16 protein-coding genes, 1 pseudogene and 1 riboswitch are annotated in these 17757 nt (G+C 33.0%); of the genes and pseudogenes, 8 read left to right on the top strand and 9 right to left on the bottom strand.

What is annotated here, in order from left to right; all coding sequences use genetic code 11:
• Both PHC28_RS05025 and PHC28_RS05030 read right to left on the bottom strand, forming a co-directional pair.
• Positions 1 to 675 (bottom strand): annotated as a pseudogene (locus PHC28_RS05025) (histidine kinase); the annotation flags it as partial.
• 3 nt (positions 676 to 678) lie between these two features.
• A complete protein-coding gene (locus PHC28_RS05030) occupies positions 679 to 2025 on the bottom strand; it encodes a sigma-54 dependent transcriptional regulator (RefSeq protein WP_300096893.1) in 1347 nt (448 codons plus the stop codon).
• Between the two features lie 156 nt (positions 2026 to 2181).
• Between PHC28_RS05030 and PHC28_RS05035 the strand changes: the two genes are divergently transcribed.
• The 6 genes from PHC28_RS05035 to PHC28_RS05060 all read left to right on the top strand — a co-directional run bounded on the left by PHC28_RS05035 (position 2182) and on the right by PHC28_RS05060 (position 8948).
• Complete coding sequence (locus PHC28_RS05035) at positions 2182 to 3423, top strand: HlyD family efflux transporter periplasmic adaptor subunit (RefSeq protein ID WP_300096894.1); 1242 nt, start codon at positions 2182 to 2184, stop codon at positions 3421 to 3423.
• A 32-nt stretch (positions 3424 to 3455) separates the two neighbouring features.
• On the top strand, positions 3456 to 4163 hold the full coding sequence (locus tag PHC28_RS05040) for an ABC transporter ATP-binding protein (RefSeq protein ID WP_300096895.1): 708 nt from the start codon (positions 3456 to 3458) through the stop codon (positions 4161 to 4163).
• 95 nt (positions 4164 to 4258) lie between these two features.
• Positions 4259 to 6688, top strand: a complete 2430-nt coding sequence (locus PHC28_RS05045; protein ID WP_300096896.1) for an ABC transporter permease — start codon at positions 4259 to 4261, stop codon at positions 6686 to 6688.
• 386 nt (positions 6689 to 7074) lie between these two features.
• Positions 7075 to 8202: an Mrp/NBP35 family ATP-binding protein gene (locus tag PHC28_RS05050; protein WP_300096897.1), complete on the top strand. Its 1128-nt coding sequence runs from the start codon at positions 7075 to 7077 to the stop codon at positions 8200 to 8202.
• A gap of 36 nt (positions 8203 to 8238) precedes the next feature.
• Positions 8239 to 8478 (top strand): NifU family protein, encoded by a 240-nt coding sequence (locus PHC28_RS05055; RefSeq protein WP_300096898.1) that lies wholly within the window; start codon positions 8239 to 8241, stop codon positions 8476 to 8478.
• A 143-nt stretch (positions 8479 to 8621) separates the two neighbouring features.
• On the top strand, positions 8622 to 8948 hold the full coding sequence (locus PHC28_RS05060) for a 2Fe-2S iron-sulfur cluster-binding protein (protein WP_300096899.1): 327 nt from the start codon (positions 8622 to 8624) through the stop codon (positions 8946 to 8948).
• Positions 8949 to 9004: 56 nt separating this feature from the next.
• Here the strand turns inward: PHC28_RS05060 and PHC28_RS05065 are convergent, their stop codons facing one another.
• Positions 9005 to 9382, bottom strand: a complete 378-nt coding sequence (locus tag PHC28_RS05065) for a DUF3127 domain-containing protein (RefSeq protein WP_300096900.1) — start codon at positions 9380 to 9382, stop codon at positions 9005 to 9007.
• Positions 9383 to 9561: 179 nt separating this feature from the next.
• On the opposite strand from PHC28_RS05065, the gene PHC28_RS05070 reads away from it, so the two are divergent.
• On the top strand, positions 9562 to 10719 hold the full coding sequence (locus tag PHC28_RS05070) for a PAS domain-containing sensor histidine kinase (RefSeq protein WP_300096902.1): 1158 nt from the start codon (positions 9562 to 9564) through the stop codon (positions 10717 to 10719).
• On the opposite strand, the gene PHC28_RS05075 is transcribed toward PHC28_RS05070, so the two are convergent.
• Genes PHC28_RS05075 through greA form a run of 3 tightly spaced genes read right to left on the bottom strand, consistent with a single transcriptional unit; the run spans position 10711 to position 12819 of the window.
• Complete coding sequence (locus tag PHC28_RS05075) at positions 10711 to 11883, bottom strand: transglutaminase domain-containing protein (RefSeq protein WP_300096904.1); 1173 nt, start codon at positions 11881 to 11883, stop codon at positions 10711 to 10713. The genes PHC28_RS05070 and PHC28_RS05075 overlap by 9 nt on opposite strands.
• A gap of 28 nt (positions 11884 to 11911) precedes the next feature.
• Positions 11912 to 12301, bottom strand: coding sequence for an HIT family protein (locus tag PHC28_RS05080; protein WP_300096906.1), 390 nt, complete (start codon positions 12299 to 12301; stop codon positions 11912 to 11914).
• Between the two features lie 41 nt (positions 12302 to 12342).
• A complete protein-coding gene (gene greA / locus PHC28_RS05085; protein WP_300096908.1) occupies positions 12343 to 12819 on the bottom strand; it encodes a transcription elongation factor GreA in 477 nt (158 codons plus the stop codon).
• Positions 12820 to 12984: 165 nt separating this feature from the next.
• Here greA and PHC28_RS05090 point away from each other — a divergent pair, with 165 nt between their 5' ends.
• Positions 12985 to 13401: a hypothetical protein gene (locus PHC28_RS05090; protein ID WP_300096910.1), complete on the top strand. Its 417-nt coding sequence runs from the start codon at positions 12985 to 12987 to the stop codon at positions 13399 to 13401.
• Between the two features lie 52 nt (positions 13402 to 13453).
• On the opposite strand, the gene PHC28_RS05095 is transcribed toward PHC28_RS05090, so the two are convergent.
• From PHC28_RS05095 to PHC28_RS05105, 3 genes are all read right to left on the bottom strand, one after another.
• Entirely contained in the window at positions 13454 to 15601 is a 2148-nt protein-coding gene (locus tag PHC28_RS05095; protein ID WP_300096911.1) for a TonB-dependent receptor, read from the bottom strand.
• A gap of 90 nt (positions 15602 to 15691) precedes the next feature.
• Positions 15692 to 15785: riboswitch (TPP riboswitch) on the bottom strand.
• A gap of 70 nt (positions 15786 to 15855) precedes the next feature.
• Positions 15856 to 16257: an alternative ribosome rescue aminoacyl-tRNA hydrolase ArfB gene (arfB, locus tag PHC28_RS05100; protein ID WP_300096913.1), complete on the bottom strand. Its 402-nt coding sequence runs from the start codon at positions 16255 to 16257 to the stop codon at positions 15856 to 15858.
• A 2-nt stretch (positions 16258 to 16259) separates the two neighbouring features.
• Positions 16260 to 17757, bottom strand: a 1498-nt coding sequence (locus PHC28_RS05105) for a DUF4301 family protein (RefSeq protein WP_300096915.1), incomplete at its 5' end; no start/stop codon positions are given.

Here is a 17757-nt window from a genome sequence, read left to right on the forward strand (position 1 = left end):
GATCCAAGCTTCTTTTTCTTTTTTCTCAATTACACGCTGAATGCTGTCTAGTAAAATGATAAAATAGTCTCTTTCGAATGATTTTGTCAATGAAGTTTGCAGTATAAAAGTCTGCATATCTTGTTGCTCGATTTTGATATTGATGGCCGATTTCAATTCTGAAAAGCCAGTATCTTCTATTTCTTGGCAAAGCGTAGGCAAATAGTTTTTGAGGTAATTCCAATGGCTCACTTTTGGCACACTAAAAAGCGAAGAAAAACAATCGTTCATCAAGAAAATGTTCCAATTATCGGCTTCTTTTTCTAAAATTAAAACCGAAGTGTCAATGTTATTTAAAATCGAATGATAAACCAAATCTTTGGCACTTTGTTCGTGCTGTTTTTCTTTTAAAGTGTCATACAAAAGGTATAAATTCTTGAAATCTCCTTTTTTATATTGATCTGGAAAACTAGTAGAAAAATCGTTTTGGAGTATAGAAAGTATGGTTTTATCATAAAATAATAATTTATTTTTGATGAAAAAATACAGTTCGAAAAAGAGTAAAACTAAAACAACAAAAACCAGCAAACTGTTATAAACAAACCCATTTATAAACAAATAGAAGCAACCGCCAAGGGCAGCAAAAAGAACAATAACTCGAAGAAATAAGGCGTTGTAGAATTTCCAGTTTATCATTTTTTAGTTCATTTTCAAATCATATTTTTCTATTCTTCGGTACAAAGAAGCTCTCGACAAACCCAGTTCTTCGGCGGTTTTGCTAATGTTTCCGCTGTTTTTTACTAATGCTTTTTCAATTGCTTTTTTCTCGATTTCCGATAAAGGATTTTCTTCATTAACTTGAATATCTTCAAAATCCAAAAGGTTCAAATCTTTAAGAGAAATGATTTTACTTTCAGACAAAATGATGGCTCTTTCTATTTTGTTTTCCAATTCTCGGATATTGCCTCGCCACGGATATTTCTCTAAATAAGGAGCACTATTTTCTTCAAAACGCAATTCCAATTGATCGTATTTTTCGCCAATTTGATGCAATAAAAATGCAGCCATCGGAACAATATCTTCTTTTCGTTCTCGCAAAGGAGGCAAGTTAATTTCCATTGTATTGATGCGATAAAGCAAATCTTCTCTAAAATTTTTATTTTCTACTTCGGCTTTTATGTCACTATTGGTGGCCGAAATAATTCGAACATCAATAGGTCTTGGTTTGCTTTCGCCTAATCGAGTTATCGTTTTGGTTTGCAAAACGTGTAGTAATTTGGTTTGCAAATGCAAGGGAACATTTCCAATTTCGTCCAGAAAAATTGTGCCGCCCGATGCGGTTTCAAATCGTCCTGCGGTATCGGTTTTGGCATCGGTAAAAGCTCCTTTGGCATACCCAAAAAGTTCGCTTTCAAAAAGATTTTCGCTCAATGAACCCAAGTCAATATGCACAAAAGGCTTGTCTTTTCGGGCAGAATTTTCGTGAATGTATTGGGCAAAAACAAATTTTCCAGTTCCATTTTCGCCCAAGATAAAAACGTTTGCATCCGTTTTTGCTACTTTTTCAGCAATAGAATAGATTAATTTTATTTTGGTAGAATTGCCTTTGAAATATGTTTTTTCTTCTGGTTTTATAACTGTTTTTTTAGTTTTTTTTCTGCTATTTTCTACCGCAGTTGCTATTGTTGCTAATAGTTTTTCGTTGTCCCAAGGTTTTAAAATATAATCAAAAGCACCTGTTTTTAGACCTTCAACGGCGGTTTCTATTTTGCCAAAGGCGGTCATTAATACCACAAGAGTTTGTGGCGAAATTTGTTTTATTTCTTTGAGCCAATGAATGCCTTCTCGACCGTCTTCAAAACCAATTCGATAATTCATATCGAGCAAAACAACATCAATTTGGTTTTCGCTTAGAAGTGGAATTATTTTTTTTGGATTATTGGTGGCAAAAATAGTTTCGTAATGCTTCTTCAGAATCATTTTTAGCGAAAAAAGAATTTCTTCTTGATCGTCAACAATTAGTATTCGGGCTTGATTTTTTCGCATTTCGGTTATTTTTGTTCAGAATCGGACAGAAAACTGTTCATTATCGGACACTTCTTTTTTTAGTTTTTTTGGAGCGGTCTGAAAATCATTAAATTATACATTTTAATTTTTTTGGCACAATATTACCTATTTGATAGTCAGTAAATTATTCGAAAAATGGACAAATTAATTCCCCGTAAAAATAGAAAAATTAGGTATCTAACAATAGGAATTGCTTCTTTTTTATTCTTGGCTTTGCTCGCTTTTTTTTCTTTTTCTAAAAAAAGAAGCCTCAATGTAAAATTGGATGAGTTGATTGTTAAAAAAGTGGAAAAAGCTTTTTTTGAAGATTTTGCTGTTTTTCAAGTCAAAGTCGAACCTTTGAACGTGATGTTGATTAATGTTGTCGAAGGCGGTTCGGTTAAAGAAATTTTTGTCGAAAATGGAGCAATGGTTCAACAAGGACAACCTTTGGCAAGAATGTATAATCCAAATACCGAGCTTAATTATCTGACGCAAGAGACCGCCATTATTGAGCAAATCAATAATTTGAATACTGGAAAACTTAATATTAGAAATCAGGAATTGAACTTGACCAAAGATTTGGTAGCCATTGAACACGATTATAATGATGCCAAACGACTTTTTGATATGAATGACATTTTGTATAAAAAAGATGTTATTTCTCGCAATGATTGGAATGCTTTTAAGGAAAGTTTGCGTTTTCAGGAACAGCGAAAAAACAATATTCAATTGAGTATTAATAAAGAGAAAGAAACGAACCGATTGCAGATTTCGCAAATTAATAGGTCGATACAAACAATGGAAAAAAGTTTGGAAATTTTGAGAAATAACAAGAAAAATTTCCTGATACTTGCTCCAGAATCGGGACGTTTGACTTCGTTTGAACCTGTTTTAGGAAAAACATTTCAGGCGGGTGAAAGTATCGGGAAAATTGATTCTCGGCAAGGTTATAAATTGGTTGCCGATGTTGATGAGTTTTATTTAGAAAGAATTAGGGAAGGTTTGAAAGGCGAGGTTGATTTCAAGGGAAAAACGGTAAAAGTTACAGTGACGAAAGTAATTCCAGAAGTGAAAAACGGACGATTTCAGCTAGAAATGACATTCGATTCTAAAGAAAATTTGGCTTTGCAAGATGGATTGAGTTTTGGAGTAAAATTGATTTTATCCGAGAAAAATAAAGCGCTTGTTTTGCCCAAAGGAAGTTTTAATCAGGAGTCTGCTGGGCGATGGATTTTTGTGGTTCAGGGCGATAAAGCGATTCGTAGAGCTATAAAAATAGGTCGTGAAAATCCTTCTTATTATGAAATTCTTGACGGATTGAAGGAAGACGAAAACATAATTACGTCCTCTTATTCCGATTATAAAGATATTGAAGAACTAAATATTGAAAAGTAAAATTATTAGAAATTTAACCAAAAACAAAAATTATGATAACAATTCAAAATATGACCAAAATTTTCCGCACCGAAGAAGTGGAAACGGCTGCCTTGAGCGGCATTAATTTGCAAATTAATCAAGGAGATTTTATCTCGATTATGGGGCCTTCGGGTTGTGGAAAATCGACTTTGCTTAATATTGTTGGGCTTTTGGATAGCGCAACTGATGGTAGTTATCTTTTGTTGAATAAAGAAATGGCAGGACTGAAAGAGAAAGGACGTGCCGAAGTGAGAAAAGAAAATATTGGATTTATTTTCCAAAATTTCAATCTGATTGACGAACTCTCGGTTTATGATAACATCGAATTGCCGTTGATTTACAACAAAGTAAAAGCTTCTGAACGTAAAACAAAAATTGAAGCCATTGCCGAAAAACTAAACATTTCGCATCGATTGAAACATTTTCCGCAGCAACTTTCTGGAGGACAACAACAAAGAGTAGCCGTGGCAAGAGCACTGGTAAATGATCCGAAAATTATTTTGGCCGACGAGCCAACAGGAAATTTAGATAGTAAAAACGGCAACGAAGTGATGGAATTATTAACCGATTTGCACGCCAAAGGAGCGACAATCCTTATGGTAACACACTCGAATTATGATGCTTCTTTTTCGCAAAAAATTATTTCGATGAAAGACGGAATTGTTTTTTCGGAAAAACTGAACCAAAGGAATGTAGATGTATTTATGAACGCCAAATGAAACCGCTATGATTAAGATTATTGCCGTTACAATTTTGTGGTTGTTTGAATTTGTTTTCAAATAATCTAGGTTTAATTTAAAACACAAATAACATTATGATTATCAATTGGATAAAAATATTTATATATCATTTAAAACAAAACAAACTGTTTTCGTTTCTGAATGTTTTGGGATTAAGCATCGGGATTTCGGGTGTAATTTTCGCTATTTTATACTGGAACAACGAGCATTCTTATGACTCTTGGAATCCAGGAAAAGAGAATGTTTATCAGGTTTTTAATAAAATCGGTACTGGTGAAATTTGGAGTACCAATCCTATTCCATTTGGAAATACTTGCAAGGAAACCATTCCAGAAATAGAAGAAATTTGCTTTTTTCATAATTGGTATAATGATGGAATTTTAAAATATCAAAATCAAAAATTAATTTTAAAAAAGGTCATTTCCACTGATAACGGTTTTTTCAAAATGTTTCCTTTCCCGATTATAAAAGGTGCTAAAAGCGATATTCTGAAAACTAAAAATAGTGTTGCTATTTCTGAGGAAGCCGCTAAGATAGTATTCAAAAAGGAGGATCCTATTGGGAAATCTATTAACTATAATAATAATTTTTATGTTGTTAAAGCCGTTTTTAGAATTATAAAACCATCTAGTGTTCAGCCTGATTACGTTTTTAATGATATTGTAAAGGAAGGTGATTTAAATCACTGGGGGAATTTTAACTATGGTTTGCTCATAAAAATCAAAAAGGGAGTTGCTGTTGAAAGTATTTTGAAGAAAATGCAAAACGTCAATTATGTGAATAGAACGCTAAAAGATGCTAAAGAAAATGGGCAAACCGTGGCGGAATATGTAAAAGAGAATGGCGAAATTGAAGTAATTCTGGATCAACTTAAAACAGCAAGATTGCACGGGAAAAAGTCGCAACAAGGGGGTAGTTTTCCTGAAGGAGGCGGTAATTTGCAACTGCTTTATATTATGGTGGGATTGTCTGTTTTGATTTTGATTTTATCCTTGGTCAATTATATCAATCTCGCCACGGCATCGGCAATAAAGCGAGCTAAGGAAGTGGGCGTTCGAAAAATTGTTGGTGCTACTAAATCACAAATTGTGATGCAATTTATATTCGAAACAGCAATCATCGTCAGTTTTTCGGTTCTGATGGCGTTGGCTATTGTCGAGCTTTCTTTGCCGTATTTTAATGATTTTTTGCGAAAAGAACTGACTTTGAATGGAAGTGAATTCTATCTTGAAGTTCTTTTTGTTTTTATGGTAGTTATTGTTTTTGCAGGTTTATTGCCAGCCATTTATATTTCAAATTTTGAGACTTTAAAAGTCTTGAAAGGTAATTTCTCCAGAAGTAAAAGCGGAATATGGCTGCGAAATTCGATGTTGGTTATTCAATTTGCTATTGCTGCGTTTTTTATTATTGGCGCATTAGTAGTGTATGAACAAGTAGATTATATGATGAATAAAGACTTGGGTTTTTCTGGAAGCCAAGTGATGAGAATTACGTTCAATGTTCAAGACGACAAAAAGAAATTAGGCTTGTATGAAACAACCAAACAGGAAATGCTAAAAATATCTGGAATAGAACAAGTTTCTACTTTTGCTGGTTCTTTTGGCGGTGATACCAATTCGACTTCGGGGTTTACACACAACGGTGTTTTTGTTCAAGGACATAATGTAGATATGGATTTTGGAATGCTCGATATGATGAAAATCAAGATAGTGAAAGGGAGAGATTTGTCTCCAAAATTTGCTTCTGATACCGTAAGCAATATGTTGATGAATGAGACTTGTGTGAAAATGTTGAATATGAAAAACCCAATAAACACCATAATAACTTCGGGCAGGGGAGATGAAAAAAATGGGAATTTGAAATTGAAAATTGTAGGCGTGGTTCAGGATTTTCATATTAGTGGTTTTCAGGCTAAAATTCCACCTATGATTTTCACTAATATTCGAACTTTAAAATGGAATAATTTTCAAAATGTTTATGCAAAGGTTGATCCTAAAAGACTAACAGAAATCCTCCCAAAATTAGAAACCTATTGGAAAAAGAATGTTAATCAGGATTATCCTTTTGAGTATGAATTTGTGGATAAAGCTTTTGCAAAAACCTATCAAGAACAAGTGAAGCAGAAAAATCTTTTTTTCATCCTTAATTTTATTGTCGTTATGATTGCTGTCTTTGGTTTGTTTGCCTTGGCTTCTTATTCGATGGAACGAAGATTAAGAGAAATTGCCATCAGAAAAACTCTTGGTGCAGAAACTAATGTTTTGCTTCAAAATTTGTCTAAACAATACGTGCTATTTTGTTTGTTGGGTTTTGCCATTGGGATAGTTCCTGCTTATATTTTGTTGCAAAAATGGCTCGAAAATTTCGCCTTCAGGATAGATATTCCGCTATTTCCGTTTGTGATTTCTTTAGTAGCATTGTTGTTTTTAACTCTGATTATTGTTTTGTCTAAAGCTTATCAAGTAACTAAAATAGATGTTTTGAAATATTTAAAATACGAGTAAATAAAATAGATTTTCGAATCTGAAACTACAAGCATTATTCAGACCTTTGCATTTCATCAAAATGTATAGGTCTGTTTTATTTTTTATGACTATCCGTGACTAATACCAAACCGATAATGTTAGCCACAGATTAAAAAGATTTACACAGATTTCTTTAATAATTGGGTGTATAATCTGTGAGAATCTGTGAAATCAGTGGCAAAAAAAATATAATTGGTATACTTTGCGAACAGTCATATTATTTTTATAAGAACAAAATCCTCACTAAAACGTTTATAATAATAACTTTTCATGGTATATTTGTATTCACGAATTTATAATAGAATCAGTTTAAATAAATATAATTTTTCGATTGTGAATTAACAATTGAAAATCACAAAAAGCACATGAAATTAGATAGAAAAGAAATCCTTAAAGCTTTAGAAACCATCACTGTTGCAGGTGAAGGAAAAAATATGGTAGAAAGCGGAGCCATTGCAAATGTATTAACCTTTGGAGACGAAGTAGTTGTAGATTTAGTATTGCACGTTCCAGCATTGCACATTAGAAAACGCGCTGAGGAGGATATTAAAAAAACCATTCTCGAAATGGTTTCTCCTGAAGCCAAAATCAAAATCAACGTTAAAGTTGAAGCGCCAGAGAAAAGTGAAGTTACAGACAAATCGATTCCTGGAATAAAAAATATAATTGCAGTTGCTTCCGGAAAAGGGGGCGTTGGAAAATCAACTGTTACAGCAAATTTAGCGGTAACGCTTGCTAAAATGGGATTTTCAGTTGGAGTACTTGATGCTGATATTTACGGACCATCGATGCCTATTATGTTTGATGTGGAAAGTGCAAAACCTCTTTCTGTAGAAATAGAAGGTAAATCCAAAATGAAACCCATCGAAAGCTATGAAGTGAAAATACTTTCAATAGGATTTTTTACCTCTCCAAGTCAAGCAATAATTTGGCGTGGACCAATGGCTGGAAAAGCATTGAATCAAATGATTTTTGATGCGGAATGGGGAGAATTAGATTTTTTACTTATCGATTTGCCTCCAGGAACTGGAGATATTCACCTTTCGATAATGCAATCATTGCCAATTACTGGAGCAGTTGTAGTGAGCACGCCTCAAGCTGTTGCTCTTTCTGATACAAGAAAAGGAGTTTCGATGTTTATGTCAGAAGCAATCAATATTCCTGTTCTTGGAATTGTTGAAAATATGGCCTATTTCACGCCAGAAGAATTACCAAACAACAAATATTACATCTTTGGAAAAGAAGGAGCAAAAAATCTTGCTGAGGATTTGAAAGTTCCATTCTTAGGAGAAGTTCCAATTGTGCAATCTATTCGTGAAGCAGGAGATTGTGGTCGTCCGGCAGCATTGCAAACAGGTTCAGTAATTGAAACTATTTTTGAAGAAATTACTAGAAATGTTGTACAGGAAGTCGTAGCTAGAAACAAAAATTTACCAGCTACTGAAGCCATTAAAATAACAAATATGGCGGGTTGCGCTGCAGTAAAAAAATAAGCCTAATTAACTAAGTTAGGTATAAAACAAACGAAAATGACAACAGAAGAATTAACAAATGATGTTCTAAAAGCGCTCGAGGAAATTCGTCCCTTTTTGAATCGTGATGGTGGAGACATTTCGCTAGTTTCTATTGAAGACGGCAAACACGTAACCGTGCGTCTCGAAGGTGCTTGCACTAATTGTAGCGTAAACCAAATGACGCTTAAAGCAGGTGTAGAAACCACCATCAAAAAGTTTGCTCCTCAAATCGAAACCGTTATCAATATTGAATAAATTTGTTTGGACTGACCGTATTTTTTAATTACAAGGTGGTCTGATTTTGCATTGAAAATCACTTCCAAAACCACTTTTTGATTTATTTTTCAAGTAAAAGAACTCAACATAAAAGTATATTCCACAATTTCCAGAGCTAAACAATGAATATTACACTTAGAATAACAGACAGAAGAGACACTAGTTTTGAGGTAGAAGTTCCTACTGATATGGGATTAAATTTAATGCAAGTCGTTCGTGCTTTCGAACTTGAACCAGAAGGAACTATAGGTGTTTGTGGCGGAGTGGCGATGTGCTCTACTTGTCAATGCTACATCGAGAATGACGTTAAACTTCCTGAAAGAAAAGAAATGGAAGTAGCAACACTTTCTAGATTAATGCACGTAAAACCCAATAGTCGTTTGGGTTGCCAAATCCCAATCACTAAAGATTTAGATGGTTTAGAAATAGCCTTAGCTCCGATGATGTAGTTTAAATAAATTCATAAAAAAAGGCTTTTCTTTATGAAAAGCCTTTTTTTATTTTTTTAGAACGGTAAATCGTCTGGTTCGTCTTCGTTTAAACTTGTCGCGGGCGGAAACGCTTCTGCTGCAGGCATTGGAACTGATTGTGTTGGTGCTGGCTCTGCTTGTACTTTTCCAATTCTCCATCCTTGGATTGTATTGAAATATACTGCTTCACCTTGTGGATTAATCCATTCTCTTCCTCTTAAATTAATATCTATTTTTACGACATCTCCAACTTGGAAGTTATTCAACAAATCACATTTATCTTGAACAAACTGTACCAAAATATTTTGTGGATATTGTTCGTCAGTTGTAACAACAACATCTCTTTTTTTGAAACCTGCTGATCCTACCTCTTTGGTTTGATCGATCATTTTGATTTTTCCTGTAACTTCCATCTTATTTTTTTTTTGTGATACACAAATATAGTATTTTATCAGTTAGTTTCAAATTAAAAACTTTTTTCCAAAAAATATTTAAACCTATTATTTTCGAAAATTCACTAAAAAGAACTCCTCGAAAAAAAATATAATCTTACTTCTATAATTTCGTTATATTTATGCCACAAAATTAATTTATGAAGTTTTCTAAAAGTAGAAATACAACCCGATGGATTATCATTTTCGCTTCTTTTTTAATCATTTCATTAATTCTTTGGAACACCTATACTTTTTTCCAAATTTTTAAAAATGAGGAACGATTGAAGATGGAGGTTTTAGCAGAAAGTTTAAAAACCATCAACAGGGCTGACCTCGAAACGGACGATATTGAATTGCCGAGGCAAATTATTAGTAACAATAAAACAATTCCGGTTATTGTTACAACACGTGATGGAAAGATAATCAACACGGCAAATTTAGACGAAGCTATTTCGGAAAATCCATTAAAAATCAAGGAGTTTTTATCAAAATTAAAAACCGAAAATAATCCAATTATTATACAACTCTCTGGCGAATTTCAATATTTATATTATGGAAATTCTACTTTACTAAAAAAACTCAAATATTATCCCATCGCCTTATTACTCATTATTGTGCTTTTTACAGGATTGGTTTATAATTTTTACAGAAGCACAAAAATGGCGACCCAAAACAAACTTTGGGCAGGAATGGCAAAGGAAACGGCTCATCAAATAGGAACTCCACTATCCTCATTAATAGGCTGGGTCGAATTCCTGAAAGCCGAAAATATTGACGAAACTATCACGATAGAAATTGAAAGAGATATCGAAAGATTGAAAACCATCACGGATCGATTTTCGAAAATAGGTTCGGAACCAAAACTGGAAAACAGAGATGTCGTTCAAGAAACGCAAGAATCATATAATTATTTACAGTCACGATTTTCAAAACAAGTTGAATTTTCGTTTAAAGCACCAAACAAACCTATTACTGTTTTGATGAATCCTACTTTGCACGGCTGGACGATTGAAAACTTGGTAAAAAATGCGATTGATGCGATGAAGGGAAGAGGAAACTTGGCAGTTAGTATTGAAGAGGACGGCGAATTTGTGAAAATAAAAGTTTCGGATACTGGATATGGAATTCCAAAAAAACAATTTAAAAGCGTATTCGAACCCGGATTTACTACTAAAAAACGCGGTTGGGGTTTAGGACTTTCTCTAACAAAAAGAATTGTCGAAGAATATCACAAAGGGAATATTAAAGTACTGCATTCCGAAATTGGAAAAGGAACGACAATGCAAGTTAGTTTTAAGAAAAGTAAATTAATTTAGTGGAATTCCAAACCAAGAAACCTTTGTAAACATTGATTTTCTGCCCATTTTCGACTTGCTTAAATAATCGTTTACAAATTTTTCGTATTCATCAGCTTGTGCCAAAGCATCATAAATAGATTTTTTTAGTGATGCTAAGTTGGCAATATTCTCGCTTCCTATTGAACCAATAGTATTAATATCGTTTTGGCATTTTGCTAAACTTTCTTTTGGAGTTTGAATCATTTTGCTGATTTCAGAATCAGGTAAAGTGGGTTTAAATTTTTTGTTTCTGTAATAAATAAAATCATTCAGCAAAACAATGGCTTGATTGTAGTTATTTGTTATTAAATTTAATTTTTCAATATTTAAATTATGTGTTAAAACAGTAAATTCTGTTTTTTTAAATTGGTATTGTTCCGAAATTAAATTGTTTAAAATACCGTTTTTCTTAATTCTTTCGGCTGACTCAAATGCTTTATCTTCATCAGATAATTTTTCATATTTATCGATTTCTACTTGATAATCAAAATATTTTTTCGATTTATTAATTTGGATTTTTCCATCATAAAACTCTTGGTTAGTAATAGGATAATTAAGAAATTCCCACATATAATCGAATGGGATGTGGGATGAAATCATTTTACTTGGCTCAACTTTAAAATAAGAATCGTTTATTTTCTTGATAAACTTTCCGTTGTTTACGGAACCCGAACCCCAAGTAGGGTCAAATAAATACCATTTATTGTCAATTTTTGCTGCACACCAAGCGTGAGATAAAGTAGCTATTTTTCCGTTTTGTTTCGTATATCCTTCAATGATATGGGACTGTATGCCAATTTTATTTGAAATTTCATTGAAGATTTCTGCATAATCAATGCACACCCCTTTTTTGGTTTTTAAAGTATTGATTATTTTTTCTTGGGAAGTCTCGCTAGGATTTTGAGTAAACATATTCTTTACATCATAATTAATGTTCGATGCTGTCCAACAAAAAACAGCGCGAATTTTATCGTTTTCTGTTTTAAAATTAGAATCTATGTAAGTAGCGATTGCATCAGTAGAAATGCTTGAATTCTGAGGAATTAAAGCCGTTTTTTTATCTACTAAAGCATACCCAACAGCGGTTTGACCAAAACTTAAAATGGAGAAAAGTAAAGTAAAAACTAAGACAGTTTTTTTCATTTTTTTAGTTCAATGATGAACATTTTTTTTACAAATTTGCTTGAATTTTTTTGGACAATTCTTCAAATTCTTCTTTAGTCATTGAAACTTTTTTCTGAAAACGCATTTCGTCCATTTCGTTTAAAGGAATCAAATGAACGTGTGCATGGGGAACTTCAAGACCAATAACTGCCATTCCAATTCTTTTGCAAGGAACTGTTTTTTCGAGTGCAACGGCTATTTTTTTTGAGAATTGCATTAGTCCAATATATAAATCATCTTCAATATCAAAAATCTTGTCGATTTCCTGTTTTGGAATACATAAAGTATGTCCTTTTGCATTAGGATTTACATCCAGAAAAGCAATAAAATTATCGTTCTCAGTTATTTTATAGCAAGGAATTTCTCCTTTTATGATTTTTGTAAAAATACTTGACATTGTAGTATTAATTTATTGTTGAACTGTTAAATCTTTGACTTTTAATCGCGAGAAATTTCAAGAATTTCGAATTTCAAGACACCATTAGGAACTGTAATTTCTGCAATTTCCCCAACAGATTTTCCTAGTAGACCTCTTCCAATTGGCGAAGTCACTGATATTTTACCTGTTTTCAAATCAGCTTCACTTTCGGCAACAAGTGTATATTTCATTTCCATTCCATTTGCTTGATTCTTAATTTTAACATTAGATAAAACTAAAACTTTAGAAAGGTCTAAAGTGGTTTCGTCAATCAATCTGGCGTTAGAATGTACTTCCTCTAATTTAGCGATTCTCATCTCCAACATTCCTTGTGCTTCCTTGGCCGCATCGTATTCTGCATTTTCTGATAAATCTCCTTTATCTCTTGCGTCTGCTATATCTTGCGATGCCTTTGGGCGCATCACACTCTTCAAATAGTCTAATTCTTCTCTTAATTTTTTTAATCCTTCGGCTGTATAATAAGATACTTTCGTCATAACTTCATCGTTTATATAAAATAGAAAAAATCCCATCAGGACGGGATTTCTTTCTACAAAGATATTGTTTTTAATTTTTAATTCACAAATAAATGCTAATCATATAGAATCCAAAGTTAAATAAATTAAATTTGTTTCACTAATTCTTTTAATATATTTCAAATAATGAAAAAATATTTTCTCCTATTGATTGTTATTCCTATGTTTTCTGGGTGCACACCCAATAATTTCAACAACAATAATCCTTATTTGCCCAACTACACATTTACCGTAGATATCAATATGAGTTTACCATCGTATTCAATTCTTCAGTATGCAAGTAATGCAATTTATTACCCAAATCAAGGTGTTCGAGGCTTGTTCATTTTCAATACAGGTAGTGGTTACAATGCTTTTGATGCCGCTTGTCCTAATCAGGCTTTGAGTGCTTGCTCAACAATGACCATAAAAGGAATTAATGCTCTATGTTCTTGTGATAGTGCAGAATATAGTTTGTTTACGGGTCAATGTGCCGGAAAACAATATCCATTAAAACAATATAGAGTTGAAGTCAACGGAAATGTGCTTCGAGTTTATAATTAGAAAAAAATCCTGACAGCATAACCATCAGGATTTGATTAAAAAAAACAATTCTCTAAAACTTCAATGTCAATCCAGCCAAGAAATTGATTCCTGCTTGAGGATAATAATAAGGATATACATCCCACATATATCCGTTAGATATGTATTTTTTGTCTAAAATATTGTTGACCAATCCAGTTATTACAATCGATTTAAATACTGATTTAGGTTTGATTTCATAAGAAATATTCAAATCGTTAATGAAATAACTTGCCAACTTTGCATCAGGTAATTCAATGTTGTTCATATATTGTTCTCCAACAAATTTTTGCAATAACGAAATTTGCAAACTTTCTATTGGTTTATAAACCATAATATTCCCAGCAATAATGGAAGGGGAATAAGCAATAGTTGTTGTACCGTAATTTTCGCCCAAAACCGCTAAGTCACTATTTTTATTGCTACTCAGAGTAAAATTAGGTCTGATAATAAACTGATCAGACAATGCAATTGTAGCATCGACTTCTAATCCTAAACGATAACTTTTATCACTATTAGAACGAATTGGATTTCCTACTTCATCCAAATTTCCAGTTAAGATCAATTGGTTTTTATATGCCATATAATATATATTCGAACTAAATTTTACTTTTTGATTGGCATATCTCCAGCCTAATTCATAGTCATTTAGCTTTTCCGGTTTCACGTTTCCAGTTTCATAATCGGTCCGGTTGGGTTCACGATTGGCTCTAGCATACGAAAAATACAAGACACTTTTTGGGTTAAAAGTGTAATTAAATCCTGCCTTAGGATTGAAAAAATTGAAGTTATCATTTATCAAACCAGTTTCTGGACTATCGATTTTGTAATGCACATTTCGAAGTTGCAAATCGCCAAACAAACTGACTTTTGTACTGATTTGATAATTGGCTTTAGCAAAGACATTTCCATCGGTTTTAGTGGCAAAATTGTCATAATATTTATCACCCAACTCACTTTGAGTGGCAAAACGTGCCCAAATTACTTCGCCAAAATGCGCACCTTCGTATTTATTATAACCTCCGCCAAAAATCATATCTAGTTTTTCGTTCTTATAATTTGCCGAAAATGTGGTTCCATAAAAATTATTATCTAACCATTTCTGACGAATTAAATCGGTAGAGGTTTCGGATCCAACAGCGAGCATTCCATAGTCAGCAAAGGATTGATCTTCCTGATATTCTTCATAAAAACCTTTTCCTTTTGTGTAATGAAAAGCTAAATTAGTATGCCAGTTGTAAGACATTTTCTCGTTCCAATGCAACTGAAAATTATCTTGCTGATAGTTATCGGTTTCATTTTTATAAAATTGTGTGTTTCCGTTTAAATCAGTGTACATCCCTGCAAAATTAAAAGTTCTGTCGGTTGCCAATGTTTCGGAATCAATTCCATACCAAGACTGATAGGTTTTTTCAGTTCCGCCAAAAGCCAAGGCTTTAATCAAAGTAGTTTTGCCCACATAAGTTCCTTGAAGAAAATAAGATTTCATATTAGAACTGGCTCTGTCAATATATCCATCTGATTTTAAAGTTGATAAACGACCTGCAATTTCAAAATGATCATTCATTAAGCCCGTGCTGAATTTTACCGTGTTCTTTTGAGTATTAAAACTTCCAATAGAACTTGAAATTTCGCCATTACTCAGTTTTGAATAACTATCGGTCAACATATTTAGGCTTGCGCCAAAAGCACCAGCTCCATTGGTAGAAGTCCCCACGCCACGCTGCAATTGCAAACTTTCGACCGAAGAGGCAAAATCGGGCATATCGACAAAATAGGTTCCGCTGCTTTCCGAGTCGTTATACGGAATTCCGTTTATAGTAACATTTACACGTGTTGCATCGCTTCCACGAACACGAATTCCTGTGTAACCCACGCCGTTTCCAGCATCGGAAGTGGTGACAACTGATGGTAAATAGTTCATTAAAATGGGAATGTCTTGTCCCAAATTTCGAAACTTGATTTCCTTCTTGTCCAAATTGCTAAAACTTACTGGCGTTTTTGAAGTTACCCGAACAGCCGAAACCAAAACCTCGTCGAGTTGATTGACTTTTGTTGTGTCTTGTTGTTTCTCTTGTGAAAAAGCGACTAAAGAGAATAGAAAAAAGAAAATAGAGAATAGACGAAAAAAAATAGAATTTTGCGCCTTTGTGCCTTTGTGGCAAGAAAAAATAGTGTTCATCCGTAAAAAATTATTACGAATAAAAGGGGGAATTATTCTTTTGTTAAATTAAAAAATGATTGGTTCAGATTTTTTAGAATGACGTGCACTTCATCTTGAAATCTATTTCCCTTAACAGCATTACCTGTTCAGGTTCGTTGGGTATAATCTCAGCTCGTAATTTAGAGCACCCCTTTGAGACGGGTCAAAGATAGAAAAGTATTAAGATAAAAGTAACAAGTAGTAAGATTTTTAAAAATTATTTTTCCTTACTATTAAAACTGAGGTTTTCTGCGAGATTTCTTGATTTCTGATACATTCTTTTTGTCCTTGATTCTTTTTCTGATGACTGATTTTGGGATTTTTGTGGCTTTTCTTATTTTGGGAATCACAAGTCCAGCGGTAATTATATCTAAAAAACGTTTAGTTACAATTGCTTTGTTTTTTAGCTGACTTCTATCTTCATCACAGTTTAAAATTAAAATTTGTTCTGAAGTTAATCTTGAAATCAATTTTGTTTCAAGTCTCGCTTTTTCTTCTTCTGACAAGGCTTGCGAATTTTTCAAATCGAAAGACAAAACTACTTTTGAGGAAACTTTATTCACGTTCTGACCGCCTGCACCACTGCTGCGGACAGCTTTGAACTGTAATTCAGATATGATTTTTTCTGTTTCCAAAGTTATTGTGGTTGGTGTGCCGGTTTTAATAAATCATTCACTGTTTTCACAGGATTGAAGGTCATCAAAGGAACTTCAACAAAAACGGTTATCCAATTTGCCATTGCTCCATTCCATAAACCAGGTAATTCATAGCTTTTCAGCGGTTTGCCATCTTTGTTTTTTTCGACAATAAAACCACTGTTGTGATTGACAAATTGTGTTAAATCAAATCTTTCATTCTTATAATTTCTGATTCCGCAAACTAAATCTACAGGATTGAAATGAGTGGCATCAGCAAGGATTTTAGCTTGATTGACATTCGCTAAATCAACTTGCGAAGTTTCAACAATCTGCAATGAAATATTTTCTTTTGAATCTCGAACCCAAAACGGTCCACCTCCAGGTTCGCCTTCATTTTTCACCATTCCACAAACTCGAATCGGTCGGTCAAGTATATTTTTTATGTAGGTTATTTTATTTTCCAAGGTAAATTTCGAAAAATCAGCAATTACTTCAACATTCAATTTGTTTTTGATAAAATCAATGATTTCATCCAAAGTTTCTGCTGTGGTGTTTTCAATTTTATCCAAATATTGAAAAACTTGTTGTTGCAATTGGATCAAAATTCCAGCCAATGCTTTTTTATACAAAGCGATATTTTCAATGTGATTTTGAATGACGTTATCAATGTTTTTTATAAAAATAATATCGGCATCAAGATCATTCAAATTTTCAATTAAAGCGCCATGTCCACCTGGACGAAAAACTAATTTATTGTTTTCATCTCTAAACGGATTGTTGTCCAAGTCAACGGCAATGGTGTCTGTGGATTTATTTTGATAGGAATAACTTGTGTTTATTGCAGTTCCAGATTCTTTTTCTACTTTATTTTTTACAGTATTTATGATATTTTCAAATTGATTTTGATGCGCTTCCGAAACGGTAAAATGCAAATGAGAATTATCATTCGAACTTGAATAATAAGCACATTCATATAAATGTTCTTCAATTGCAGTTGCGATATGAGTTTTGTATTTATGAAAAGGAAGAACTCCTTTTGGCTTATTGGCAAAATCAAAATAATCGGATGACAAGAGAAATTTTATGAAATAATAATTTTTATAATCTCTTTCCAAATTGTCAAAATTTGGAAATACTTCTTTCAGTTTTTTGTCAATCATTTCAAAAAATGGAAATTTTTCCAAACCAACAATAAATATCGAGAGTTCACTATCCTTTTTTCTATTGATATAAGCATTTATGCTTTCGTTTTCGATGTCAAAATCATTCAAAAATGCACTCAAAAACTTAAACATTCTGCTAGCCGCTCCCGAAGCGGGGACGAATTTTTTTAATTTTAAAGATGATTTATTGGCATCAAAAAAATCAGCTTTTAGGTGAAAATCATTATCAGATAGTTTTAAAATCCCGTTAGATATCGTTGCTGGTTCTGTCAATACAGTCTTCAATATTCCTTTTTTGAAAATCTGCAACTGATTTTGGATGTTTTCCAATGGA

This window comes from Flavobacterium sp. (genome assembly GCF_028712645.1).
GTDB lineage: Bacteria > Bacteroidota > Bacteroidia > Flavobacteriales > Flavobacteriaceae > Flavobacterium.

Excerpts from the sequence above, each read along its gene's own strand:
- PHC28_RS05030 (WP_300096893.1), bottom strand. The coding sequence starts at position 2,025 with ATGCGAAAAAATCAAGCCCGAATACTAATTGTTGACGATCAAGAAGAA.
- PHC28_RS05035 (WP_300096894.1), top strand. The coding sequence starts at position 2,182 with ATGGACAAATTAATTCCCCGTAAAAATAGAAAAATTAGGTATCTAACA.
- PHC28_RS05040 (WP_300096895.1), top strand. The coding sequence starts at position 3,456 with ATGATAACAATTCAAAATATGACCAAAATTTTCCGCACCGAAGAAGTG.
- PHC28_RS05045 (WP_300096896.1), top strand. The coding sequence starts at position 4,259 with ATGATTATCAATTGGATAAAAATATTTATATATCATTTAAAACAAAAC.
- PHC28_RS05050 (WP_300096897.1), top strand. The coding sequence starts at position 7,075 with ATGAAATTAGATAGAAAAGAAATCCTTAAAGCTTTAGAAACCATCACT.
- PHC28_RS05055 (WP_300096898.1), top strand. The coding sequence starts at position 8,239 with ATGACAACAGAAGAATTAACAAATGATGTTCTAAAAGCGCTCGAGGAA.
- PHC28_RS05060 (WP_300096899.1), top strand. The coding sequence starts at position 8,622 with ATGAATATTACACTTAGAATAACAGACAGAAGAGACACTAGTTTTGAG.
- PHC28_RS05065 (WP_300096900.1), bottom strand. The coding sequence starts at position 9,382 with ATGGAAGTTACAGGAAAAATCAAAATGATCGATCAAACCAAAGAGGTA.
- PHC28_RS05070 (WP_300096902.1), top strand. The coding sequence starts at position 9,562 with ATGAAGTTTTCTAAAAGTAGAAATACAACCCGATGGATTATCATTTTC.
- PHC28_RS05075 (WP_300096904.1), bottom strand. The coding sequence starts at position 11,883 with ATGAAAAAAACTGTCTTAGTTTTTACTTTACTTTTCTCCATTTTAAGT.
- PHC28_RS05080 (WP_300096906.1), bottom strand. The coding sequence starts at position 12,301 with ATGTCAAGTATTTTTACAAAAATCATAAAAGGAGAAATTCCTTGCTAT.
- greA (WP_300096908.1), bottom strand. The coding sequence starts at position 12,819 with ATGACGAAAGTATCTTATTATACAGCCGAAGGATTAAAAAAATTAAGA.
- PHC28_RS05090 (WP_300096910.1), top strand. The coding sequence starts at position 12,985 with ATGAAAAAATATTTTCTCCTATTGATTGTTATTCCTATGTTTTCTGGG.
- PHC28_RS05095 (WP_300096911.1), bottom strand. The coding sequence starts at position 15,601 with ATGAACACTATTTTTTCTTGCCACAAAGGCACAAAGGCGCAAAATTCT.